The sequence below is a fragment of the Microbacterium sp. NPDC091382 genome, assembly GCF_044757025.1.
Lineage (GTDB): Bacteria > Actinomycetota > Actinomycetes > Actinomycetales > Microbacteriaceae > Microbacterium.
Window position 1 is genome coordinate 500,121 of record NZ_JBIVUD010000001.1, and the last position, 22,351, is coordinate 522,471.

Consider the following 22,351-nt stretch of genomic DNA (forward strand, 5'->3'; position numbering starts at 1 on the left):
CTTAGGCCTTCGCAGCCTTGCGGGCGGCCTTGGCCTCAGCGCGCTCCTTCTCGGCGGCGACCTGAGCGATCGCCTCCTCGGCGCGGAGGACCTTGGTACGCATGATCTGCTCGTTCAGCTTGAGCTGACGGTCGAGTTCCTGCGTGGCCTCGCTCGTGGCGGTGAAGTTGACGACGGCGTAGATGCCCTCGTTCTTCTTCTGGATCTCGTAGGCGAGACGGCGCTTGCCCCAGACGTCGACGTTGTCGATCGAGCCACCGTCTGCGGTGATGACCTTCAGGAACCCGTCGAGCTTGGGAGCGACCTGGCGCTCGTCGATCTCGGGGTCGAGGATCACCATGAGTTCGTACTGGTGGATGTGCGTCACTAACCCACCTCCTTCGGACTAGAACGGATGCCGGGCGTTTCCCGGCACCAGGAGGGTTGATGCACGTGTCCGCTGATTCCGCGCATGAGCGCAGACGGACAACCACAACAGTCTAGCGGATGCCGGGGGTCCCCGTGGAATCGGCCAGTCGCCCCGCAAGCGCCACGGCGGCCTCGGCCAGCTCCGGGGGCCCGACGACCTCGAACGGGACGTCGAAGCGCAGGGCCCACGCGAGCGCTCCCGCGCACGACCATGAGCCGACACGCACGCGACTGCGGCCGTCGCCGAGGTCCTGGAGCTCCGCGTCACCCAGGAACCGCACGACTCGCCGCGCAGGCGTCGACAGGATCAGGTCGGCGGTCACGGGCCAACGGTCCTGCTCGTCGGACCCTTTGAATCTGGCGGAGAGATAGCTGCGCGCATCCCCGGTGGGGATCGCCCGCGGCTCGAACGGGACGCCGCCACCCTGACGGACCCGGACCCGGTCGAGCCGCAGAATGCGCCAATCCGCGACGTCCACCTCCCATGCGACGACGTACCAGCGGCCGTCGCGCGCGACGACGGCGTGCGGCTCGATCCGTCGGGAACGGTCGTCCCCGCGGTACTCGATGCGGAGGGTGCGGCGATCGCGGGCGGCGGCGCTCACCGCTTCGAGCGCCCCGACCTCGACCTGCGCGTCCGGCGTCCCCGTCTCGAACCGGATCCCGTCGATGCGATGACGCAGGTGCGACGGCATGACCTGCCGCATCGTGGCGAGGGCTCGGGCCGCGGCATCCGCGATGTCGACTCCGGATGCCGACTGCAGCGCGACCGCGATCGCCACCGCCTGCTCGTCATCGAACAGGAGGGGCGGCAGCTCGTCTCCGGGCGCGAGGCGATACCCGCCGTAGGGACCCTTCGCGGCGCTGATCGCATACCCGAGCTCACGGAGCCGGTCGACGTCGCGGCGCACCGTGCGAACGGTGACACCGAGACGATCCGCCAGTTCCTGCCCGCCCCAGTCGCGACGGGACTGCAGGACGGACAGCAGGTCCAGCATCCGATGCGACGGTGACGACATTCCTCCATCCTGCGACAGAAGCGGACAGAAACGGTCCTCTATGCGGCGAAGAGTGGTTCTCGGCAGTCAGCCACCGAACGAAGGACGATCATGACCCTCTCCACCACCACGCACCTCAACTTCCGCGGCGACGCCCGGGCCGCACTCGAGTTCTACGGCCGGGTGTTCGACGGTACGGTCTCGGCGACGACCTACGCACAGGTCGGCATGCCCGCCGATGCACCGGGAGCCGACAAGGTGATCTTCGGCCTGCTCGTCGCCGCGGACGGCTTCCGCCTCATGGCGTACGACGTCCCCGGCGAGAGCCTCGGCGCAGACGCCGTCGCGGGCACCACGCGCCGCGAGAACGGCGCGACCATCACCGACCGTGCGTTCTTCGTCTCGCTGCAGGGCGACACGCTCGACGAGGTCGCCACCCGCTGGGAGGCTCTCGCCGACGGCGCCACCGTCATCGAGCCGTTGGCTGCCTCACCCTGGAGCGCCGGCTTCGGCATGCTCACCGACCGGTTCGGCGTCACGTGGGTGGTCGACGTACGAGCCGCGCACACCGCCTGACACAGACCGGCACCGGACGCCACCCCGCGAGGACGATCCTCCGCGGGGTGGCGATTTCGGTACCGTGGCCGCATGGTGAGCACCCCCGCCTTCGACGCCCGCCCGCTCACCGACCCCGTCGACGGCGCGACGGCACGGGCGTACCGCACGAAACTGATCGAGACGGGCCGCGCGCCGAGGACCGCAGGCTGGGCTGCGGGATGCCTCATCGTCGGTGTCGTGGGCGTCTTCGGTCTCGTCGTCGTCAACCTCATCTTCCGGCTCGTCTTCGCCCCGTTCTTCGAGGTGTCGTCGTCCGACGGAGCCGGATCCATCGCGATCATCGTCGTCCTCGCACTGATCGCAGCCGGGGTGACCGCCCTCATCGTGAAGGCGTATCGCAACGGCGGCGTGCGCTGGTACCGCCTCGACCACTTCGCCCGGGCGAACGGGATGACCTGGTTCCCCCAGGCATCCGATCCCCCTCTCCCGGGGATGATCTTCTCGATCGGGAGTTCTCGGACGGCGACGGACATCCTTCGGGGCGAGCAGCCCCGCATGGTCGAATTCGGCAACTACCGGTACACGACGGGATCCGGCAAGAACCGCACCACCCACCGGTGGGGGTACGTCGCGATCCGTCTCGGCACCCCGCTGCCCCACATCGTGCTGGATGCCGAAGGCAACAACACCTTCCTCGGCACGAACCTGCCGCAGAGCTTCGACCGGCATCAGCGCCTGAGCCTCGAAGGCGATTTCGACAGGTACTTCTCGCTCTACTGCCCGCAGGGCTACGAGCAGGATGCGCTGTACCTGTTCACGCCCGACATCATGGCCCGCTTCATCGACAACGCGGCCCAGCTCGACGTCGAGATCGTCGACGACTGGCTGTTCCTCTACGGCAAGCGCGACTTCTCCACCCTCGACCCCCGGACGTGGGGATGGCTGTTCTCCGTCGTCGGAGCCTTGATGGACAAGCTCGCCCAGTGGGAGCGGTGGCGCGACGATCGATTGACGATGCCCGCCGCGGCAGGCCCGGCATCCGCTTCAGCATCGTCCGTCGCCGGGGCTCTGCCGTTCACACCGCCCGTCGAGGCGCTGCGTCCGCCGCCCGGTGTCGCCCCGGGCGGCCGCCGGTTGAAGACAGCCGTCCCCTGGGCGACGATCCTCATCGGCGGAGCCGTCGTCGTCGTGTGGATCGCGCTGCAGAGCGGCGTGATGGACGCGCTCTTCAGTCGATGACGGTCGCAAGGACCGATCGCCGTGGACGGACGATCGGGTCCTGATACCGGGCCGGCGTGACGGTGATGTCGCTTCCGTCGTCGGACCACGATTCCGCACCGCGCCGACCGAGCACTTTGCGGGCGCTGAGGATGCCCCACACGAGGGGGGCGCCGACGCTGAGCGCGACCGCTCCGAGGAGGGAGCGATCCCGGTACCCGAGCACGGCCTTGCGCTGCCACGCCTCGTGCAGCGCACCGCCGCGGGCGGTCGGCACGAAGCGGGGAGCCAGGACGCCTCGCCGCCGCGTGTCGACGAGCCGTTCCACGTCGGACCACCACGTGGATTCGCTCGGGTCGTGGAAGTAGTTGTCGGCCATCCAGCCCGGGTGAGGATGCCGGAACCGCCGCGCGATGACATCCTCGGCGCTCCCCTGCACCCCGCTGCCGTTGAAGACGGTGTTGAGGTGCGTCTTCGAGACGCCGAACGTGGTGAGCGCGATGACGGGCACGCCCATCGCCATGGCTTCGACAGCGGCCGTGGAACTGATGGTCACGAGCCCCTCCGCCGTCTCGAGCGCACGCGACATCGGCTCGTGCGAGAACACCAGGTTGTCGGGTCGGTCGCGGAGCAGATCGGTGAGTTCGGTGCGTTCGAAGTGCGTCTCGACCTCGCCGAGTTCGGGGCGTGAACGGAGCTTGAGGACGACGCGCCGGGTCGGATCGGCGAGGGCCGCCGCCCGCAGCAGCTCGGCGAGCTGCCGGCGCTCCTCCGGCTCTCGCGGGACGATCGCCTGCGCAGCGAAGACGAGGTCCGTTCCACCGGTCGCCTCCGCCGCCGGTCGGGCGAACGGAAGGGTCGCGAGACCGAAGCGCATCGTGACCCCGAGCCGACCGGCGAGCTGCCGGAAGGCACGCAGCTCGCGCTTGGAGTGCAGGACCATCAGATCGCAGTGACGCCGGTAGAGGGCGGCCCCGCGCTGCGCGGGTATCGACATGCCGGGCAGACCCGACACGACCACCGGCCGCGGAGCGACCCGATCGATCTGCCGCATCACGAGGCGGACGAACGGCCCGCGTCCTGCGATGACGACGACGTCGGGTCGATCCGTGGAGAGCCAGCCGGAGAGATCGTTGTAGGCGATGCGGGTGACCGCTTCGGGACGGATGCCGGTGCCCGCCAGAGCCGCGTGCTCCTGCGCGACGCTCACCACGAGCGGCGTCTGCACGAGCACGAGATGGGGGTCCACCGACGGCGCGGAGTCGATGAGAGCCGCCGACCACTTCACGAAGGAGTCGGCATCGGCGATCGCGACGACGCGCAGTCGTCCCCGACGGTCACCCGGCATGGTCATGCCGGGACGCGGCGCAGCTTCGCCATCGGGGCGAGTTCCCCGTCGTAGATGCGCTTGACGCCGTCGCCGAGGGCCGTCTCGATGACGCGGATGTCGCGCACCAGGTGCTCCAGACCGGTCGGCTCGAGGGACGCGGCGTGGTCGGATCCCCACATGGTGCGGTCGAGGGTGATGTGACGCTCGACCGCCACGGCGCCGAGGGCAACGGCGGCGAGGGAGATCTGCAGGCCGCGCTCGTGCCCCGAGTATCCGATGGGGATGCCGGCGTAGCGGTCGCGCAGCGAGGCGATCATCTTGATGTTCGCCTCCTCGGGCTCCATCGGGTACGTCGAGGTGGCGTGCATGAGGACTGTGCGGTCGGTGCCGAGGACCTCGAGCGCGCGGTCGATCTGCTCGATGGTCGACATGCCCGTGGAAAGGATGATCGGCTTGCCCGTGGCTCGGAGAGCGTCGAGCAGTTCGATGTCGGTGAGGCTCGCCGAGGCGACCTTGTGGGCGACGACGCCCAGGTCCTCGAGGAAGTCGACGCTCGGGACGTCCCACGGCGAGGCGAACCAGTCGAGCCCGCGCATCGTGGCGTGGTCGCCGATCTCGATGTACTGGTCGCGGTCGAACTCGACGCGGTAGCGGTACTCGAGGTAGGTCATGGTGCCCCAGGGCGTCTCTCGCGGGGTGTCACGCATGTGCACCGGAGTGGCGATCTCGGGCGTGCGCTTCTGGAACTTCACCGCGTCGGCGCCGGCGTCGGCGGCGACGTCGATCAGCCGCTTGGCGAGCTCGACGTCGCCGTTGTGGTTGAGGCCGATCTCGGCGATGACGTACACCGGGTGTCCGCCGCCGAGTACATGGTTTCCGATGGTCACCGTCATGGCGAGTCCTTTCGTCGTTACTCCCCTCAGCGTGGGTTCCGACTGTGAATGACGGATGAACCCCGCATGGCCCGCACCGGACGTCTGGCTGACGGGTGCGTGCGGTCAGCGGGCCGCGAGGATGCGGTCGGCGAGTTCGCGCACGGCACCGTCACCGCCGCAACGGCCCAGCACGACGCGCGCAGCCGCCAGCACGTCCGCGTGCGCGTCGGCGACCGCGATCGGCCAGCCGACGAGAGCCATTGCAGGGAGGTCATTGACGTCATTGCCGAGGTAGGCGGCGTCCGCGAGGTCGACACCCTTCTCGAGCGCCCACTGCCGGAGGACGGACGCCTTGTCCTCGACCCCGTGCACGACCTCGACCCGCAGCTTCTCGGCGCGGGCGCGGACGACGGCGTTCTGCTCGGTCGACAGGATCAGCATCGGGACCCCGGCGCGGCGCAGCAGCGCGACGCCCATCCCGTCGGAACGACTCACCCGCACGTGCTCCGTGCCGGCGGCATCCACCCACGCGCTGTCGTCGGTGTGGACCCCGTCGAAATCCGTCACGACGACCGTCGCCGTCACGGGCTCGGCGGGGGCGACCAGATGCGCCAGCGCCTGCGCGGCGCGCAGCTGCCCGGGATCGTCGATCTCGATCGACGTCGCCTCGGGGACCTCGACGATCTCGGTGCGTCCGAAGAAGCGGTGTCCCGCCCGCCGGAACCCGTCCGTCGTGAAGACGTAGAACGCGCCCGTCTCGACGTAGTGCGGCTCACGCTCCTGCCGCCGGGGGCGACGCGCCGCGTCATGACCGATCGCGGCCGCGGCACCGTCGGCATCCCGTCGCCAGACGAACTCGTAACTCTCGCGCGCGGCGAACGCGCAGTCCGCCCGGGCGTCGCGGACGAGAGCGACGGCCTCGGCCAGCGCGTCGCTGGGGATGAAGGGACTCGTCGCCTGCAGGAAGGCGGTCACGCGGGGGTGGATGCCGTCGGCGGCGAGCGCGTCGAGGGCGTGCAGGACCGCGCTCTCGGAGGTGGCGGTGTCGCCCGAGATGTCTGCGGGTCGGTCGACGACCCGGGCACCCGCGCCGCGAGCCGCGGATGCGATCGCGTCGTCGTCGGTCGACACGACGACGAGGTCGATGACCCCCGACATCCGCGCGGCGTGCACCGCTCGAGAGATGAGCGGGATGCCGCCGACGCGGGCGACGTTCTTCCCCGGTACACCCTTGGACCCGCCGCGGGCGGGGATCACGGCCACGGTGTCGACGGCGTCGGTCACGGTCATCCTCCTCGCAGGGCCTTCCACGCGCGTTTTCCGCGGCGCCGCGCACCGCGCAGCGCCAACTGCACCTCGACGACGCGGGACGCGCCGCCGCGCGGCGCGAGCGCACGGGCGAGCAGTCCGGGGGCCGCTCCGCCGCGGAGGCCCAGCGCGCTCAGGCGGGTCCGCGCGAAGTAGCGCTCGCGTTCCGCGACGGATGCCGCGGCCAGGAACTCCTCCGCCCGGGCACGCAGCGGCGCCGCGATGACCGGCTGCATCGCGTAACCGACGGCATCCACGAGCAGCTGCATGCGGTCCCCCTCGTAAGGGGATCCGGGGCGGGTGAGGGCGTCGATGATCGTGACCGGGATGCGGTTGCCGTTCTCGAAGGGCGTCAGCCGCTGGAGAAGCAGCTCCGTGCCGACGGCGGCGATCGGGAGGCCGGCGAGCGCGCGCAGGGTCGGCAGAGCGGTCGAGAATCCCGCCACCGCGCCCACGAACGGCAGCCGGAGTGCGAGCACTTCGGCCGGGGTGCCGCCGCGGAACACCGTCAGAGGGATGCCGCGGCTCGCCGCGTGCGCTGCCAGATCGTCGATGAGCGCAGGGGTGGCCGAGGGGTGGGGCTTGAAGACGATCGCGCCCGGCGACCACGCGAGCGCACGATCGACCATGTCGCGCTGCATCCGAGCCTCCTCGTCGGCCGAGATGAGCCCGAGCGCCGAAAGGTACTGCCCCAGCACCAGCGCGGGACGCGGCACGTCCGCCAGCGCGTCGAGGTCGGGGTCGACGGTCGCCGCCGACACCTCCTCGACCACAGAACGCAGAGCGGACGCGGCTACCGGCACACGCGGCGTCCCGGCGAACAGCAGTGGCTCGACGTCCGGCACCGCGTCGGCGTAGACCACGCCCACGACTCGGCCGGCGACGGCGTGCGGCCACTTGTTGCGGATGGGCGAGTACGTCATGAGACCGTCGCCGATGATCGACACCGGCGCTCCGTCGAAGACGTCGATGAAGACGCGCGAGGGAGCGACCTGCGGGCTCTGCAGGTAGAGCTCGACCTCGCCGTCGCCGATGCCCCAGGCCTGACGCAGCAGCCGCTCGAGCACCGCGGCCTCGGCGACGGTCGTGCGCCAGTGCGGCGGACGTTCGGGGGCGAGCAGCTCGTTGAGATCGACGACGCGGTCGAATCGCGCGCGCAGGGTGGCGAGGTGCGAGGCGTCCCCGATTCCGTCGCCCGCTTCGGGGACGATCGCCGCGTTCACGGCGACGAGGATGCGGCCCGCCGCGGAGGCCGGGATCGCACCGGCATCCATCGCCGCCACGGCCGTCATGAGCCCGTAGGCCGAGTTGAGGACGAAGATCTGGGTCATGCGGTGCGCACCTCGCGCACGAGACGCGCAAGGATGCGGCGACGGCGGTCAGACAGTCGCAGCAGCGCAGGGTCGATCTGATCCTCCGGGATGGCCCGCAGAAGATCCCGGATGCCGTGACGCAGCGCCGTGCGGTCGGAGGCCGACATCGCCCGCGCGCGGAACAGGTGATACGCGCAGACCGACATGGTGGTGGTCGCGATCTTCGGCAGGAAGCGGTCGGCGTCGGCATCCTGCTCCACCACCCGGATCGCCTCGGCGAAGGCGGGAAGGAAGTCGAGCTGGCGTCGGTCCAGCACCTGCGTCAGCGAGGTCGTCACCCCGCGGCGGTAGAGGATCGCGGGCGCGTCGACGACCGCGAACGAGGTCGCCCGCAGGTGGAGACGCCAGATCCAGGGCCGGTCCTCGGCGGTGAACAGTCCTGGCTCGAAGTGCGCGAGCCCCTGGTCGATCACTCGGCGGTGAAACATGCCGGCCCAGGCATAGGGGTAGTCGACCATGGTGGTCTCGTCGGCGGGCAGGATCGCGTCGCGGGGATCGGCCACGCGCCCGCGCCAGGCGAACGGGGCCTTCATCAGGCGTCGACGGCCGTCCGTGTCAGTGACGTGGTCGGTCCGGACGAAGTCGCACTCCAAGCGGCGCATCGACGCGACGAGGCTCTCGAGCCGCTCCGGGTGCATCCAGTCGTCCCCGTCGACGAAGCAGAAGTAGTCCGTGTCGACGCGTTCAAGGCCCTGATTGCGCGCCGCGGCGAGGCCGACGGGCTGCGCGTTGGAGATGAGCTCGACGTGGGGCATGTCCCGCGCGAAGTGCTGCACCTGGACCCGGGTGTCATCGGTCGACCCGTCGTCGATGACGACCAGCCGCACCCGTGACGGGTCCTCGAACTGGCGCCCCAGGGTCGTCACGGTCGTGCCGATGTACGGCCCGGCGTCTTTGGCCGGCAGGATGACGGTCACGATCGGAGAGGACACGCGGCGATCCAAACAAGCGGGTGTGACCGGGAGGTGGCGGCAGGGTGAACGGTTCCGGTCGATCACCGGTGGCGGCTAGCACACGGGCAGCCCCCGGTCCACCGGCTGGCCGGTTCAGAGGACTCGGCTATCGTGGTCGATCGTCGGGGGGCGCTTCATTCTGGTGCGTGTCCCCGCTCTTCGCACACCAAGGAGACCTCACATGTCGCGCAAGACCACCCTGTCGACGGGCTTCGCCGTCGCCACGATCGCCCTCTTCGCACTGACCGGCTGCGGTTCGTCCGAGTCGGGGACCACCACCGACCCCGCGCCGGTCAGCTCGCCCGCCGCCGAGTCGCCTGCGGCAGAGTCGCCCGCCGCGGAGGCCCCCGCAGGCGACCAGAGCAAGGCCGACGCCTGCCAGATCCTCCAGACCGAGCTGACCGACCTCAACACCGAGGTCAACGGTGCCAGCGGCGAGCTCTCGTCTGCAGTCCAGTCGGGTGACACGTCGGGTGCGCGCGACATGTTCACGAAGATCGGCGACCGCATCGACGAGATCTCGGGCATGATCACCAACCCCGACGTCTCCGAGGCGTACGCGTCGTACTCGGCCGCGTGGGACGAGTTCGAGAAGACGTTCGTCAAGATCAGCGACGCGGTCGACGCGAAGGACAACACCGCCCTCCAGGCTGCGGCCAACGACCTGACCGACGGCATCTCGGGCTTCACCGACGCCGCCAAGGAGATCAGCACCGCCTGCAGCTGATCCGTCACCGCACACAGCCTGAACGCCCCTCGTCCCACGGACGGGGGGCGTTCTCGTGCGCCGGTCGTGCGCCGGTGCCCGGGGGCGTGCGCGGATGCAATAGTTCGCGCACGACACGCCGCGTCACGCGCCCTCGACGCGGCGTGCCGTCCCGGATTCCTTGCATCCGCGTGCGCGCGAGTGGCCGGATCGGCCCCGGGCCAGGCCATCATGGGGGAATGGCATCAGCGAAGAGCGTCACCGGCATCGTCGTCGATCGGCTCACGCGGTGGGGCACGGCATCCGTCCTCATCGGCGGCGCGCTCGCACTCCCGCGGCGCACCCGTGCCTTCGGGCTGCAGACGCTGATGTGGGGCGCGATCGACGTCGCCCTCGCGGTGTTCACCCGTCAGCGCGGTGAGATCCCGAAGAGGCGGATGCTGCGTCGCATCCTCCTCGCCAATGCCGTGCTCGACGTGGGTTACGTCGCGACGGGGGCGCACCTCGCCGTGCGGACGCCGACACTCGGCGGCCGTCTGAGCGCCGCGCATGCGCGCGGACACGGCCTCGCCGTCATCATCCAGGGCGCCGCGCTCTTCGTCATCGACCTGACCGCCGCTCGACGCCTGCGGCGCTGACGGCTGGTCGGTCGGCCTGCTCCTCGCCGTCGCGGTCGGCGGCGGAGACGTCGACAGAGACCGTGTCCGCTCCCGACGACGCCGACTGACTCAGCCTCGCGCGGCCCACCAGTCGCGCAGGCGCTGCTCCGCGACCTCGGGCTCGATGACGCCCTCGTCGAGGCGGATGTCGAGCAGGAACCGGTACGCCTCGCCGACCTCGCGGCCGGGACGGATGCCGAGGATCTCCTGGATCCGGTTGCCGTCGAGCGCCGGGCGCATCGCTTCGAGCTGCTCCTGCTCGGCGAGCTGAGCGATCCGTGCCTCGATGTCGTCGTAGGCCGAGCGCAGGCGTCCCGCCTTGCGCTTGTTGCGGGTGGTGACGTCGGCCCGCGTCAGGATGTGCAGCCGCTCGAGCTGGTCGCCCGCGTCGCGGACGTAACGGCGTACGGCCGAATCCGTCCACGCGCCTTCGGCGTACCCGAAGAAGCGCAGGTGCTGCTCGATGAGCTGACACACGGCATCCGTCGTCGCACCGTCGAACTTGAGTGCCTTCAGCCGCTTGCGCGCCATGCGGGCGCCCTTGACGTCGTGATGGTGGAAGCTGACCGCACCGCCGGGCTCGAGCTTTCGCGTCGCCGGTTTGCCGATGTCGTGCAGGAGGGCGGCGAGGCGCAGCGTCACGTCGGGCACGTGACCCGGGTGCCGCTGCTTCTCGAGGTCGATCGCCTGCGCCAGCACCGTCAGCGAGTGCTCGTACACGTCCTTGTGGTGGTGATGCTCGTCGACCTCGAGGCGCAGAGCCGGAACCTCGGGCAGGAACAGCTCCATGAGGCCGGTGTCGACGAGAAGGCGGATGCCGCGGTCCGGGCTCTCGGTCGCGAGAAGCTTCACCAGCTCACCCTGGACGCGCTCGGGGCTCACGATCGACAGGCTCGGCGCGAGGCGGGTCATCGCCTCGACCGTCGCCGCGTGGACGTCCATGCCGAGCTGGCTCGCGAAGCGCGCGGCGCGGAGCATGCGGAGCGGGTCGTCGCCGAAGCTGACGTCGGGGTCTGCGGGGGTGCGCAACGACCCGCCGACGAGATCCTCGACGCCGCCGGTCGGATCGACGAGCGAGGGACCGGGGATCCGCAAGGCCATCGCATTGACCGTGAAATCGCGCCTGCCCAGATCCTCTTCGAGGGTGTCGCCGAACTCGACCGTCGGCTTGCGGGTCGTGCCGTCGTAGCTGTCGGCGCGGTAGGTCGTGACCTCCACCTGCTCGCCGCGGACCTTCGCCCCGATCGTGCCGAACGCGCGACCGATGTCCCAGGTCGCCGTCGCGAGCGGTTTCACGATGCGCAGGATGTCGTCTGGGCGCGCGTTCGTCGTGTAGTCGAGGTCGTTCACCCTCCGGCCGAGGAGCGCATCGCGGACCGGCCCGCCGACGATCGCGAGCTCGAACCCGGCCTCCGCGAACGCGCGGGCGAGAGCCGCCGACACCGGGGCCTCGGCGAGCGCGCCCAGGCGCGCGAGACCCTCGGCCATGTTCAGCATGCCTACGAGCCTACCGAGCGGCGCCGGGGGCTCCGGTGGGTGAGCGCTGGGTACGCACGCTGGGTGCGTCCGTTTCGCGCGGACGCAAGGGTTTCCGCGCGACACCCCGAGCCGCGGCGTTCGTCAGCGGCGTGTCGTCGCCGATCCCTTGCATCGGCGAACGCCGCGCCGTGCACCGGCCGATCAGGCCAGGCGCAGGAATCCGGTGAACACGAGCTCGCGCACCCGCGGCAGGAGGTCACCGCGGAGCGCGGCGGCATCCACCTCCAGCAGGTCGGCGATGGCGTCGATGAGCACGCCGACCGGCAGGTCGCCGTCGGAGGCCCCGACGAGCGCCGCGAGCGCCGGATCCACGTTCAGCACCCGTCCGAACCCGCCGCCCTGGCGCAGCTCGATGACCGAGGGCTCCTCCGCGCCGGGGCGGTGGTGACGGGCCTCGGTGACGTCCGGGTTCACGACGGTGGTCGCGTCGGCGAGCGCCTCGTCGTCGAGCAGTCCGAGCCGGTCCCACGCTGCGAGCGCCTCACCGAGGTGCGTCCCGAGCGTGCCGGGCACCGGCTGGGTGACTCGTTCGTAGCGGGCGAGGGGCGGCATCCCGATCGGCGTACGCCGCAGCAGCAGGTACCCGAAGCCGACCGAGGTCACGCCGCGCTCGGCGAAATCGGTGAGCCAGGCGTCGATGAGTCGCGCGTAGTCGGGACTGCCGGGCGTCGTCCCGCCGTCGCGCACCCACAGCTCGGCATATGCGAGCGGGTCGAGGCGCTCGCGTTCCACGATCCATGCGTCGAGCGGGTGAGTGGATGCCGCGACCCACGTGCGCACACGCTCGAGGCCGTCGGCATCCTCCCGGTACTCCCAGTTGCCGAGCAGCTGTGCCGTGCCGCCGGGGGCGAGCACGTCGCTCACGCCCGACACGAACGCCGCGACGAGGTCGTCGCCCGCGAAACCGGCGTCGCGGTACTCGTACTCGGGCACGCCGGCGACGCGTGGAGTGATGACGAAGGGCGGGTTCGACACGACGCGGTCGAACCCCTCACCTGCGACCGGCTCGAACAGGCTCCCGTGGCGCACCTCGACCCCGTCGACGTCGTTGAGGGCCGCGTTGAGCAGGGTGAGCCGCAGTGCGCGCTCCGAGACGTCCGTCGCGACGACGCGAGGTGCGCTGCGCCGGGCACGGAGGGCCTGGATGCCGCATCCCGTCCCGAGATCCAGGACGCGCTGGGCGGGGGTGTCGAGCTGGAGCCCCGCCAGAGTGAGGGATGCGCCGCCGACACCGAGCACGTGGCCCGTCGGGAGCGCGCCGCCCAGTGCCGCCTCGTCGAGGTCGCTCACGATCCACCACTGACCGGAGCCCGCGGCATCCGCGTAGTCCTGCGGACGCAGCAGCGCGGTCGGGGTGACCGCCTCACCGTCGATGCGCACCAGGCCCAGCCGGTCGAGGCCCGCCGCGCCGGCGACGGGCAGCGCGGCATCCACCTCCGTCACGGATACCGGGTCGCCGAGGAACAGGAGCCTGCTCAGCACCGCCAGCGCATCGGTGCGATCGGACAGTGCTCGGCGGGCGGGAGCGAGCAGGCCGCGACCGATCGCATCGTCGGCGAGAGGTCCCCACGCCGCCCGCACGGCATCGGCCGTGTACCCCGCGGCGGCGAGGTCCGCACGCAGCGCAGCGATCGAAGACGGGTCGGGATGCCGGGAGTCGCTCACCCTCCCATTCAACCGGCCCCCGGGCCCAATCAGGGGGTCTGCAGGGCGGTGACCCTAGAATCGCTCCCGATGGTGCGGTCATGGATCGCACAGGAATCGACCTCTTCATGACCTTCATCTCGCCTGATCCGGGCCGACGTCCGCCGCGCCGATCCCGTTGGCTGCGCACGGCGACCGCGGTGAGCGCAGCCCTCGCCCTCGCCGCCCCGGCGCCCGCTGCGTTCGCCGCCGTGGAGGATCCCGGCGAGGATCCGGAGCCGACCGCGGTGCTCGCTCCGACGAACGACGGCATCGTCCCGGCATCCGGATCCCTCACTTTGACCGTGACGGCGAGCAACCCCGGCACGGATGCGCTCCCCGAGGGCGAGGCGACCTTCGAACTCGGCACCCGGCCGCTGACCACCGGCGGCGCGCTCAGTGCGTGGCTCGACAGCGGCAACGCCGCGGTCCCCTTCGACACCGTGGGCGAGACCGCTGTGCCCGGGATCGCGTCGGAGCAGTCGGCATCCCCCTCGGTCTCGGTCGACACCGAGGACGAGGTCTTCGACGGGATGGGTCCCGGGGTCTACCCCGCGCGCGTCGTGTACCGCGCGGGCGGGGACACGGTCCTGGCCCGAACCGTGATCGTCGTCCCGCGTACCGCGGACGCGACGAAGAAGGTCGGCGTCGTCGTCCCCATCACCGCCGGCCCGCAGTCGACGGGGTCGCTCAGCGCAGACGTGCTCGGAGAACTGACCGGGGACGGCGGCGACCTTCGCAACCAGCTCACGGCGGTGGCCGGCACCGACGCGATCCTCGCGGTCGATCCGGCGATCGTCGCGTCGATCCGGGCCCTCGGCTCGGCCGCTCCCGCCGATGCCGTCGCATGGCTCGATCAACTCATGGCGCTGCCGAACGATCGTTTCGCCCTCCAATACGGCGACGCCGACCTGGCGGCGCAGATCGGGGCGGGTGCGAGCGCTCCGGCACGGCTCAGCTCTTACGCCGCCTACCTCGATGCCGCCGACTTCGCCGCCACGGGTGCCGCAGCCGGTGGCGCGACTCCGGCCCCCACTCCGACGCCGGGTGAGGTCACTCTGCCGACGCTCGACGAGCTGTTCGATTTCGGCGCCGACCGTGACGCGGTCTTCTGGCCCGCCACCGGCACGGCGGGCGCCGAGACCGCGTCGGTCCTCGGTGCACTCACCGGCACCGAGGACACCCCGGTGACGCTCCTTCCGAGCTCGGTGGTCCGATCGGATGCCACGGCCCACGCGACGGCGGACGGCGCCGAATTGCTCGTCTACACCGAGGATCTGTCGGCCCTGCTCGCGCGGGCGTCGACCTCCGATGACCAGACCGCCCGTGACAGTGCCCTCGCCGAGTACACGGCCCGCGCGGAGCTGAGCGCTCCCGCAGGTCCCCTCCTGGTCACGGTGGACCGCGCGACCGGACGCTCCGAGGCAGCGCTCCGCGACGCGATCGAAGCCGCCACGGTGCTGCCCGGCTGGACCACGACCGACCTGGACGACCTCCTCTCCGAGAAGCCGGCGGCTGTCCGGCTCCTCTCGGTCGCGCCGGACGAGGATCGGGTGGCGATGATCGATGAGTTCCTCGCCGCCCAGCCCGGACTGCGGCGCATCTCGGGCGTTCTCGAGGACCCGGCCCTGCTGGCGTCGTCCGAGCGCGCCACGGAGTTGCAGCTGCTCGGTAATGCGTGGCTCGACGACCGCGACGGTTGGGATGCCGCGGTGCAGGCCCAGCGGGAACGACTCGCCGCCTGGACCGACGGGGTCGCTCTGGTCCTGGGCGGACCCATCACTCTCGCGGGCTCGTCCGCTCCGCTCGTCTTCACGGTCCGCAACGACCTCCCCTGGCCGGCGCGGCTCGATCTGCTCGCCTCGCCCGGTGACGCCCGTCTCGTGATCGAGTCCTCGACCGAGGTGGAGGTCGGCGCCCAGCAGACCAGCCGGGTGGCGGTGCCCGTCTCGGCCCTCGTCGGCAGCGGCGAGTCCTCCGTCGATCTGCAGCTGCGCACACCCGCAGGCGTCGATATCGGCCCGAGCGAGACCGTCGACGTGTCCGTCCGCGCCGAGTGGGAGTCCGTCTCGATCATCGTCCTCGGGGTCCTCGTGACCGCCCTCCTGGTCTTCGGCGTGGTGCGCACGATCCGACGCCGCCGACGGATGCCGGTGGTCGCCTGATGGCCGGCCTCGGCCGCGCGAGCGCCACCGTCGCCGCCGGGACGATGGCCTCCCGGGTCACCGGGCTGATCCGCAACATCGTGCTGACCGTCGCGGTCGGTACCGTCGGCGCGAGGGCGGCCGACTCCTTCGCCATCGCGAATCAGCTGCCGAACTCCGTCTTCGCGCTGATCTCCTCCGGACTGCTCGCGGGAGTGATCGTCCCCCAGATCGTCAAGGCGGTGAAAACACACGACGACCGGGGTGACGCCTTCGTGTCCAAGCTGCTGACGCTCGGCGTGCTCGCACTGCTGGTCGTCACGGCGATCGCCGTGGTCGCCGCCCCCCTGCTGGTCGAGATCTACGCAGGCGAGTTCACGGAAGAGGCGAAGAGCCTGACGCTCGCCTTGGCGTACTGGTGTCTGCCGCAGCTGCTCTTCTACGGCCTGTACGCGCTCGTCGGCGAGATCCTCAATGCGAACCGCGTCTTCGGACCGTTCGCCTGGTCTCCGATCGTGAACAACGTGATCTCCATCGCCGGCTTCGGTGTCTTCATCGCGCTCTTCGGGACGTACGAAGCCGCCACGGGCTGGACGGCGGGGATGATCGCGCTGATGGGTGGTACCGCGACCCTCGGCATCGTCGTGCAGGCCGGCATCCTTTTCCTGTTCTGGCGACGCGCGGGTCTTCACGTGCGGCCCGACTTCCATTGGCGGGGCATCGGTCTGCGGCAGATCGGCCGACTGGCCGGCTGGACCTTCCTCATGGTCGTCGTCGGCCAGGTCGCGGGGGCCTTCCAGGTCAACATCGTCGGTGCCGCGTCGGGCCCTGCAGCCGCCGGGGCGACCCTGCAGAACGCGTGGCTCCTGTTCATGCTGCCGTTCTCCGTCATCGTCCTGTCACTCGGCACCCCCTATTACACGAAGCTCAGCGAGCACGTGGCCGAGGGACGGACGGACGCCGTCACCGCCGACCTGTCCTCCCTCACCCGGACTGTCGGCATCTTCATGGTGGGCATCCTGGCTGCCATGTCCGTTGCCGCCGTGCCGCTCTCGCGTCTGTTCACCCCCTCGCCCGAGAAGGCGGTGGCCTTCGCCTTCGTCCTCGCGGCCTATCTCGTCGCCCTCCTGCCCCTGTCGTTCCAATTCGGCATCCAACGCACGTTCTACGCACTCAAGGACACGCGCACGCCGTTCCTCTACACGCTGGTCCAGGCTGCGATGGTCATCGCCACGGCGGTGGCCGCCTCCGCCCTGCTGAGCGCCGGCGTCCTGCCGCTCACCTGGCTCGCCGTCGCCATCGCCCTCGGTCAGTCCGTTGCCAACATCGTGCAGTTCGCTCTCGCCGTATCGCTGCTGCGACGCAAGATCGGCCCGCTCGGGCTCGGCGGCGCGTTCCGCGGCATCCTGCGCTTCCTGCTCGCGGCGATTCCGGCCGCCGCGGCCGGATGGGGTGTCTTCCTGCTCCTCGGCGGGGTGCAAGGGTGGGCGGTTTCGGATCGTCTCCTCGGCTTCGTCGGCGCCGCCCTCATCGGCGGCGTCACCCTCATCGTCTACGCGGCCATCCTCGCAGCGTTCCGCACTCCGGAACTCGCGACGGCGGGCCGCGCCCTTCGTCGATTCCTGCCCGGCCGCTGACACGAAGCGCGTCCCCAGGCGACGTGGAATGCCACGCGGCTACCATTGGTTGGACGTGTCGGGGCGAGGGATTTCGCCCCGATGGAGAAGGGATTCATCGTGCGCAAGGTCATCATCATCGGCTCGGGCCCCGCGGGGTACACCGCGGCCATCTACGCAGCCCGCGCGAACCTGTCGCCCCTCGTGGTGGCGAGTTCGGTCGAGGCCGGTGGTGAGCTGATGAACACCACCGAGGTCGAGAACTTCCCCGGGTTCCCCGAGGGTGTCATGGGACCCGACCTGATGGCGAAGATGCAGGAGCAGGCTGAGAAGTTCGGCGCCGAGGTCGTCTACGACGATGTCGTTTCGCTGGATGTTTCGGGCGACACCAAGAGCGTGACCCTGGGACGTGGCGAGACGCACGAGGCGGAGGCGATCGTCTTCGCCACCGGCTCCGCTCCGCGCAAGATCGGCATCGAGGGCGAGACCCGCCTCTCGGGTCGTGGCGTCTCCTACTGCGCGACCTGCGACGGCTTCTTCTTCCGCGAGAAGGTCATCGCCGTCGTCGGCGGTGGCGACTCGGCGATGGAAGAGGCGACGTTCCTCACCAAGTTCGCATCGAAGGTCTACGTGATCCACCGTCGCGACGAGCTCCGCGCCTCCAAGATCATGCAGGACCGCGCCAAGGCCAACGAGAAGATCGAGTTCGTCTGGAACAGCGAAGTCATCGACGTGCTGGGCGAGGACGCCGTGACCGGCGTGCGCCTCCGCGACACCGTCGACGGCTCCGAGCGCGACCTGGCCCTCGACGGCGTGTTCGTCGCCATCGGCTACGACCCGCGCACCCACCTCGTGCACAACGTCCTCGACATCACCGAGCACGGCACGGTCTGGGTCGACGGTCGCACCTCGAAGACGTCGGTCCCCGGCGTCTTCGCCGCGGGAGACGTCATCGACCCGACCTACCGTCAGGCGGTCACCGCCGCCGGTAGCGGTACGGTCGCCGCCCTCGACCTCGAGCACTACCTCGCCGCCCGCGGCGACGCCGGCGCACCGGCCGAGGACGTCTCGATCATCGACGGCCTGCCCACCCCGGCCTGACCGCGGAACAATCGCGGCATCCGCTGCGTTCTCATCACTGACACGATCGTGTCGACCCCTAAGGAGACAGACATATGACCGCCAAGGCAACGAGCGAGAGCACCTGGCAGCAGGACGTCATCGACGCCGAAGGCCCCGTTCTGGTGGACTTCTGGGCCGAGTGGTGCGGACCCTGTCGCATGGTCGGGCCCATCCTCGACGAGATCCAGACCGAGAACCCCGAGAAGATCACGGTTCTGAAGCTCAACGTCGACGAGAACCCGCAGCTCGCCATGCAGTACCAGATCACGTCGATCCCGGCGATGAAGGTCTTCAACAAGGGTGAGGTCGAGAAGACGATCATCGGTGCGAAGCCGAAGTTCGCCCTCCAGCAGGACCTCGCCGACTACATCGGCTGAGACACCGCTTCACGAAGGACCCGTGCGACCCCGGTCGCCGGGTCCTTCGTCGTTTCCCGGCCGCTGCCGACGAACGGCACGCACGATGCGCGTCCACACCGACGGCCTATCGGGATGGACCTGATCCCACACCGACCGTCCGAGGTTCGTCCGCTCGATGTGCTGCGCTCCGGGCAGGTCATCGAGCCCGACCCTCCCCCGCAGCAGCAGCGCCGTCTCCGCGGGAAGGTTCAGCGTCGTGACGGCCGCGTCGAACAGCGTCGTATCGTTCGGGTGATCCCGCAGGGCGTCGACGGAGGCCGCATCCGTTGCCAGCTCCGAGAACGCATGATCCGGATGCCGCGGCCCGCGGAGTGTGCTCGAGGTCAGTTCCGCACGCCCCAGCATCCGCTGCACGTCGGCGACCTCGCCTTCGTCGGCCAGAACGCGCTCCCAACGCGCCCGCCACGCGACGGTCATGTCCGGGATGCCGCGCATCGCCCACCTCGTCTCGACCGGTTCGTCCTCCAGGGCACCCCGGCTGTACACCTCGACGAAGAGCATGTCGCCCGCGGACGTCAGTCGCACGACCGGACGCTGCGCCGCAGGCCAATCCATCTGCGGATCACCGTGCGTCTGGACGAGGTGCATGTCACCGGCCGGCAGGACGCTGAGCGAGCATTCCAGCTGAGATGCGAGGCCGCGCCGACGCTGCGGGTCGATCGGCACGATCCCGCCGATGACGATGATGTTCACTTCCGTGGGTTCCTGGACCGGCACCCGCGGGGCAGCGCCTGGGCGTCGAGTGGACGCCGCGAGAACCGTATCCCCCCGTTCCAGCCGCACATCCGCCCGCCATTCCTCCGCGAGCGCGGAGACCAGCTCTGCAGCGTCCGACGCGAGGAGGCCGCCGGCGGCGTCGGCGAGGATGATCCGACCCGTCGCATTCGTCCCGACACGAGCGATGATCCGGCTGTCGGCCGGCGTGACGACGGCGGGCACGCGTCGCGCGCTGAGGGATGCCGCGACCCGCTTCCAGGACAGGTCTCGTTCCCCGCGAATGTCGAGATCGGCGATCAGGATTCGAGCGGACATCTGCTGACCGTAGCCCCGGGACGTGAACACGGATGTTTCACGTGGAACGGTCAGGACGCGCGGACGGTCACGTTCCAGGTACGGTGCGGTTCACTGCCCAGCAGACGCCACACCGCGCGGCTCAGAGCCGGGTAGTCGAGCGCGATCTGTCGCAGAACGCGGTAGTTGCGTGCCTCGGTCGGACGGAGTCCGCCGTCTGCAGCGATGTTCTCAGCGCGGAGAGTCAGGACGACGAGCTCGTCGACCGTCGGCAGATCCTCCATGAACGCCCAAGGGTCCTCGCCGTCGCGAATCCGTTCCTCGACCAGCACGGAGAGCTCATCCGACGCCTCGGCGCGCAGAACCTCCAGGCTCGCGCGTCGGGGCAGATTGGGGCGTTCACTCACTCCTCAAGCCTACGCGCGAAGACTGGACGCGAGGCCGGACCACCGCGGATCAGGACGCGCCGAACTCCGTCTCCCCCAGCTCGCCCAGAATCCGGTTGAGATCCTGGATCGTCGCGAAATCGATCGTGATCTGGCCTTTCCGTGCCGTCAGCGCGATCTTCACCTTCGTGTTGAGTCGGTCGCCCAGACGCTCCGCGACGTCATCCAGGTGCGCGCGACGCGTCCCCGCCTTCGGAAGCGGACGAACCCGATTGCCGATGCTCTTAGCCGCCGCTTCCGCCGCGCGCACCGACAGGTCCTCGTTGACGATTTTGTCTGCGAGACGCTGCATCGTGTCGATGTCGTCGACCGAGAGGATCGCACGCGCGTGGCCGGCGCTCAGCACGCCGGCCGCGACCCGCTGCTGCACCGGAACCGGCAGGCGGAGCAGGCGGATGGTGTTGCTGATCTGCGGCCGGGACCGGCCGATGCGGGTCGCGAGCTCCTCCTGCGTGATGCCGAAGTCCTCGAGGAGCTGCTGGTAGGCCGATGCTTCTTCGAGCGGGTTCAGCTGCGACCGATGCAGGTTCTCCAGCAGCGCATCGCGCAGCAGGTTCTCATCCTCGGTCTCGCGGAGCACCGCGGGAATCGCCGCGAGGCCCGCCTCTCGGGCCGCGCGGGTACGACGTTCACCCATGATGAGCTCGTAGTCGCCGTCCTCGTTGCGCCGGACCACGACGGGCTGCAGGACGCCGAACTCCCGGACGCTGTGAACGAGCTCAGCCAGGTCGTCGGCGTCGAAGTTCGTCCGAGGCTGGCGAGGGTTCGGGACGATCGCGTTCGGATCGACGTCGATCAGTCGAGTCCCGGGGACGGCGACCAGATCCGCATCCGTCTCCTCCCCCGCGGATGACTGCTCCTCGGCCACGTCGGTCTTCGTCTCCGACAGCGACGCACCCGGGAAGAACACATCGACGGGACGCGCTTCCGAGGAGTCCTGAGTGGGGATGAGAGCGCCGATGCCTCGGCCCAGTCCGGTTCGCTTGGCCATCAGCCGACTCCTTCTTGTGATTTCTGCGTGGTGCCGCGGCGCGCGATCTCCACCGCGGCTTCGCGGTAGGCGACGGCGCCGGCGGACTGTCCGTCGTAAGCGATGACCGTCTGCCCGAAGCTCGGGGCCTCGGAGACGCGGACCGATCGCGGGATGACGGTGGTCAGGACCCGTTCCGGGAAGTGTTCGCGCACCTCATCGGCGACCTGCTGCGCGAGGCGGGTGCGGCCGTCGTACATGGTCAACAGGATCGTCGACAGGTGCAGCGCGGGATTGAGATGCTTCTGGATCATCGAGACACTGCCGAGCAGCTGACTCAGACCCTCGAGCGCGTAGTACTCGCACTGGATCGGGATCAGGACCTCTGTCGCGGCGGTGAAGGCGTTGATGGTGAGGAGCCCGAGCGACGGCGGGCAGTCGATGAAGACGAAATCGACGTGATTCTCGGTCAGATATGCGTCCAGGGCTGTCCGTAGGCGGTGCTCACGGGCAACCTTGGAGACCAACTCGATCTCGGCGCCCGCGAGGTTGATCGTCGAAGGAACGCAGAGCAGGTTCGGGGACTCCGGACTGGTCTGAATGACGTCCGCGAGCGGCTCGTCGTCGATGATGACGTCGTAGATGCTGGCGATCTCAGCGCTGTGGGGGATACCGAGTGCTGTCGATGCATTGCCCTGAGGATCCAAGTCGATCACCAGGACGCGGGCACCCACCGACGCGAGCCCTGCGGCGAGATTGACCGTCGTGGTGGTCTTGCCGACGCCACCCTTCTGGTTCGACACCGTGAACACCCGCGTCGTCCCATCGAATTCGACCTCGACCGCCGCCAATGCCTTCCGGCGCGACGTCAGATTCGCCAGCTCCCGGGCGATCGGACTGTCGTCGAAAGAGAAGGGTGCGGGAGAGGTCGTGTTCTCCGAATCCGGCACCTGTTACTCCTGTCGTATCGAGGACTGTTCCACTGTAGTCGAGGCCATCCCCACAGCCGGACCGG

Annotated in this window: 21 protein-coding genes; 8 read left to right on the plus strand and 13 right to left on the minus strand. The window is 69.9% G+C overall.

Annotated features, from left to right (window positions below; all coding sequences use genetic code 11):
* Position 1: 1 nt before the first annotated feature.
* Positions 2-367, minus strand: a complete 366-nt coding sequence (rpsF, locus tag ACIQLK_RS02475) for a 30S ribosomal protein S6 (protein WP_400362676.1) — start codon at positions 365-367, stop codon at positions 2-4.
* A 112-nt stretch (positions 368-479) separates the two neighbouring features.
* Entirely contained in the window at positions 480-1,427 is a 948-nt protein-coding gene (locus ACIQLK_RS02480; protein WP_400362677.1) for a helix-turn-helix transcriptional regulator, read from the minus strand.
* 90 nt (positions 1,428-1,517) lie between these two features.
* Here ACIQLK_RS02480 and ACIQLK_RS02485 point away from each other — a divergent pair, with 90 nt between their 5' ends.
* Together ACIQLK_RS02485 and ACIQLK_RS02490 are read left to right on the plus strand one after the other, a co-directional pair.
* Positions 1,518-1,982 carry a VOC family protein gene (locus ACIQLK_RS02485; RefSeq protein ID WP_400362679.1) on the plus strand — a complete coding sequence of 155 codons (465 nt, stop codon included), beginning with the start codon at positions 1,518-1,520 and terminating at the stop codon, positions 1,980-1,982.
* A gap of 75 nt (positions 1,983-2,057) precedes the next feature.
* Positions 2,058-3,203 (plus strand): hypothetical protein, encoded by a 1,146-nt coding sequence (locus ACIQLK_RS02490; protein WP_400363850.1) that lies wholly within the window; start codon positions 2,058-2,060, stop codon positions 3,201-3,203.
* On the opposite strand, the gene ACIQLK_RS02495 is transcribed toward ACIQLK_RS02490, so the two are convergent.
* The 5 genes from ACIQLK_RS02495 to ACIQLK_RS02515 all read right to left on the minus strand — a co-directional run bounded on the left by ACIQLK_RS02495 (position 3,193) and on the right by ACIQLK_RS02515 (position 9,000).
* Positions 3,193-4,536 (minus strand): DUF6716 putative glycosyltransferase, encoded by a 1,344-nt coding sequence (locus ACIQLK_RS02495; protein WP_400362681.1) that lies wholly within the window; start codon positions 4,534-4,536, stop codon positions 3,193-3,195. The genes ACIQLK_RS02490 and ACIQLK_RS02495 overlap by 11 nt on opposite strands.
* A complete protein-coding gene (locus tag ACIQLK_RS02500) occupies positions 4,533-5,405 on the minus strand; it encodes an N-acetylneuraminate synthase family protein (protein WP_400362682.1) in 873 nt (290 codons plus the stop codon). The genes ACIQLK_RS02495 and ACIQLK_RS02500 overlap by 4 nt, the downstream gene beginning before the upstream one ends.
* Positions 5,406-5,510: 105 nt before the next feature.
* On the minus strand, positions 5,511-6,677 hold the full coding sequence (locus ACIQLK_RS02505) for a cytidylyltransferase domain-containing protein (protein WP_400362683.1): 1,167 nt from the start codon (positions 6,675-6,677) through the stop codon (positions 5,511-5,513).
* A complete protein-coding gene (locus tag ACIQLK_RS02510) occupies positions 6,674-8,026 on the minus strand; it encodes a polysialyltransferase family glycosyltransferase (RefSeq protein WP_400362686.1) in 1,353 nt (450 codons plus the stop codon). The genes ACIQLK_RS02505 and ACIQLK_RS02510 overlap by 4 nt, the downstream gene beginning before the upstream one ends.
* Positions 8,023-9,000 carry a glycosyltransferase family 2 protein gene (locus tag ACIQLK_RS02515; protein WP_400362687.1) on the minus strand — a complete coding sequence of 326 codons (978 nt, stop codon included), beginning with the start codon at positions 8,998-9,000 and terminating at the stop codon, positions 8,023-8,025. The genes ACIQLK_RS02510 and ACIQLK_RS02515 overlap by 4 nt, the downstream gene beginning before the upstream one ends.
* 202 nt (positions 9,001-9,202) lie before the next feature.
* Here ACIQLK_RS02515 and ACIQLK_RS02520 point away from each other — a divergent pair, with 202 nt between their 5' ends.
* Together ACIQLK_RS02520 and ACIQLK_RS02525 are read left to right on the plus strand one after the other, a co-directional pair.
* Positions 9,203-9,748, plus strand: a complete 546-nt coding sequence (locus ACIQLK_RS02520) for a hypothetical protein (RefSeq protein WP_400362689.1) — start codon at positions 9,203-9,205, stop codon at positions 9,746-9,748.
* A 218-nt stretch (positions 9,749-9,966) separates the two neighbouring features.
* A complete protein-coding gene (locus tag ACIQLK_RS02525) occupies positions 9,967-10,365 on the plus strand; it encodes a DUF6992 family protein (RefSeq protein ID WP_400362691.1) in 399 nt (132 codons plus the stop codon).
* 90 nt (positions 10,366-10,455) lie between these two features.
* Here ACIQLK_RS02525 and ACIQLK_RS02530 read toward each other — a convergent pair whose 3' ends face one another.
* Complete coding sequence (locus ACIQLK_RS02530) at positions 10,456-11,883, minus strand: CCA tRNA nucleotidyltransferase (RefSeq protein ID WP_400362693.1); 1,428 nt, start codon at positions 11,881-11,883, stop codon at positions 10,456-10,458.
* A gap of 183 nt (positions 11,884-12,066) precedes the next feature.
* Complete coding sequence (locus ACIQLK_RS02535) at positions 12,067-13,590, minus strand: methyltransferase (protein ID WP_400362695.1); 1,524 nt, start codon at positions 13,588-13,590, stop codon at positions 12,067-12,069.
* A gap of 80 nt (positions 13,591-13,670) precedes the next feature.
* Here ACIQLK_RS02535 and ACIQLK_RS02540 point away from each other — a divergent pair, with 80 nt between their 5' ends.
* The 4 genes from ACIQLK_RS02540 to trxA all read left to right on the plus strand — a co-directional run bounded on the left by ACIQLK_RS02540 (position 13,671) and on the right by trxA (position 18,867).
* Positions 13,671-15,773 (plus strand): DUF6049 family protein, encoded by a 2,103-nt coding sequence (locus tag ACIQLK_RS02540; protein ID WP_400362697.1) that lies wholly within the window; start codon positions 13,671-13,673, stop codon positions 15,771-15,773.
* Complete coding sequence (murJ, locus tag ACIQLK_RS02545; RefSeq protein ID WP_400362699.1) at positions 15,773-17,389, plus strand: murein biosynthesis integral membrane protein MurJ; 1,617 nt, start codon at positions 15,773-15,775, stop codon at positions 17,387-17,389. Before ACIQLK_RS02540 ends, murJ begins: the two co-directional genes overlap by 1 nt.
* Positions 17,390-17,470: 81 nt before the next feature.
* Entirely contained in the window at positions 17,471-18,469 is a 999-nt protein-coding gene (gene trxB / locus ACIQLK_RS02550) for a thioredoxin-disulfide reductase (RefSeq protein ID WP_400362701.1), read from the plus strand.
* Between the two features lie 74 nt (positions 18,470-18,543).
* The gene (gene trxA, locus ACIQLK_RS02555; protein ID WP_018187790.1) at positions 18,544-18,867 is read left to right on the plus strand and encodes a thioredoxin; all 324 of its coding nucleotides are present in this window, start codon (positions 18,544-18,546) and stop codon (positions 18,865-18,867) included.
* Between the two features lie 9 nt (positions 18,868-18,876).
* Here the strand turns inward: trxA and ACIQLK_RS02560 are convergent, their stop codons facing one another.
* Genes ACIQLK_RS02560 through ACIQLK_RS02575 form a run of 4 tightly spaced genes read right to left on the minus strand, consistent with a single transcriptional unit; the run spans position 18,877 to position 22,286 of the window.
* Positions 18,877-19,941, minus strand: a complete 1,065-nt coding sequence (locus tag ACIQLK_RS02560; RefSeq protein ID WP_400362704.1) for a hypothetical protein — start codon at positions 19,939-19,941, stop codon at positions 18,877-18,879.
* Between the two features lie 50 nt (positions 19,942-19,991).
* Positions 19,992-20,327 (minus strand): tryptophan synthase subunit alpha, encoded by a 336-nt coding sequence (locus ACIQLK_RS02565; RefSeq protein WP_400362706.1) that lies wholly within the window; start codon positions 20,325-20,327, stop codon positions 19,992-19,994.
* A gap of 49 nt (positions 20,328-20,376) precedes the next feature.
* On the minus strand, positions 20,377-21,357 hold the full coding sequence (locus tag ACIQLK_RS02570; protein WP_400362707.1) for a ParB/RepB/Spo0J family partition protein: 981 nt from the start codon (positions 21,355-21,357) through the stop codon (positions 20,377-20,379).
* Entirely contained in the window at positions 21,357-22,286 is a 930-nt protein-coding gene (locus ACIQLK_RS02575) for a ParA family protein (RefSeq protein ID WP_400362709.1), read from the minus strand. Before ACIQLK_RS02575 ends, ACIQLK_RS02570 begins: the two co-directional genes overlap by 1 nt.
* Positions 22,287-22,351: the final 65 nt, after the last annotated feature.

What these genes read in the sequence shown, in the direction of transcription:
- ACIQLK_RS02500 (WP_400362682.1), bottom strand. Translation starts at nt 5,405, where the DNA reads ATGACGGTGACCATCGGAAACCATGTACTCGGCGGCGGACACCCGGTG.
- ACIQLK_RS02510 (WP_400362686.1), bottom strand. Translation starts at nt 8,026, where the DNA reads ATGACCCAGATCTTCGTCCTCAACTCGGCCTACGGGCTCATGACGGCC.
- ACIQLK_RS02530 (WP_400362693.1), bottom strand. Translation starts at nt 11,883, where the DNA reads ATGCTGAACATGGCCGAGGGTCTCGCGCGCCTGGGCGCGCTCGCCGAG.
- ACIQLK_RS02505 (WP_400362683.1), bottom strand. Translation starts at nt 6,677, where the DNA reads ATGACCGTGACCGACGCCGTCGACACCGTGGCCGTGATCCCCGCCCGC.
- ACIQLK_RS02525 (WP_400362691.1), top strand. Translation starts at nt 9,967, where the DNA reads ATGGCATCAGCGAAGAGCGTCACCGGCATCGTCGTCGATCGGCTCACG.
- ACIQLK_RS02480 (WP_400362677.1), bottom strand. Translation starts at nt 1,427, where the DNA reads ATGTCGTCACCGTCGCATCGGATGCTGGACCTGCTGTCCGTCCTGCAG.
- ACIQLK_RS02520 (WP_400362689.1), top strand. Translation starts at nt 9,203, where the DNA reads ATGTCGCGCAAGACCACCCTGTCGACGGGCTTCGCCGTCGCCACGATC.
- ACIQLK_RS02570 (WP_400362707.1), bottom strand. Translation starts at nt 21,357, where the DNA reads ATGGCCAAGCGAACCGGACTGGGCCGAGGCATCGGCGCTCTCATCCCC.
- trxB (WP_400362701.1), top strand. Translation starts at nt 17,471, where the DNA reads ATGGAGAAGGGATTCATCGTGCGCAAGGTCATCATCATCGGCTCGGGC.
- murJ (WP_400362699.1), top strand. Translation starts at nt 15,773, where the DNA reads ATGGCCGGCCTCGGCCGCGCGAGCGCCACCGTCGCCGCCGGGACGATG.
- ACIQLK_RS02495 (WP_400362681.1), bottom strand. Translation starts at nt 4,536, where the DNA reads ATGACCATGCCGGGTGACCGTCGGGGACGACTGCGCGTCGTCGCGATC.
- ACIQLK_RS02560 (WP_400362704.1), bottom strand. Translation starts at nt 19,941, where the DNA reads ATGTCCGCTCGAATCCTGATCGCCGATCTCGACATTCGCGGGGAACGA.
- ACIQLK_RS02540 (WP_400362697.1), top strand. Translation starts at nt 13,671, where the DNA reads ATGGATCGCACAGGAATCGACCTCTTCATGACCTTCATCTCGCCTGAT.
- trxA (WP_018187790.1), top strand. Translation starts at nt 18,544, where the DNA reads ATGACCGCCAAGGCAACGAGCGAGAGCACCTGGCAGCAGGACGTCATC.
- ACIQLK_RS02485 (WP_400362679.1), top strand. Translation starts at nt 1,518, where the DNA reads ATGACCCTCTCCACCACCACGCACCTCAACTTCCGCGGCGACGCCCGG.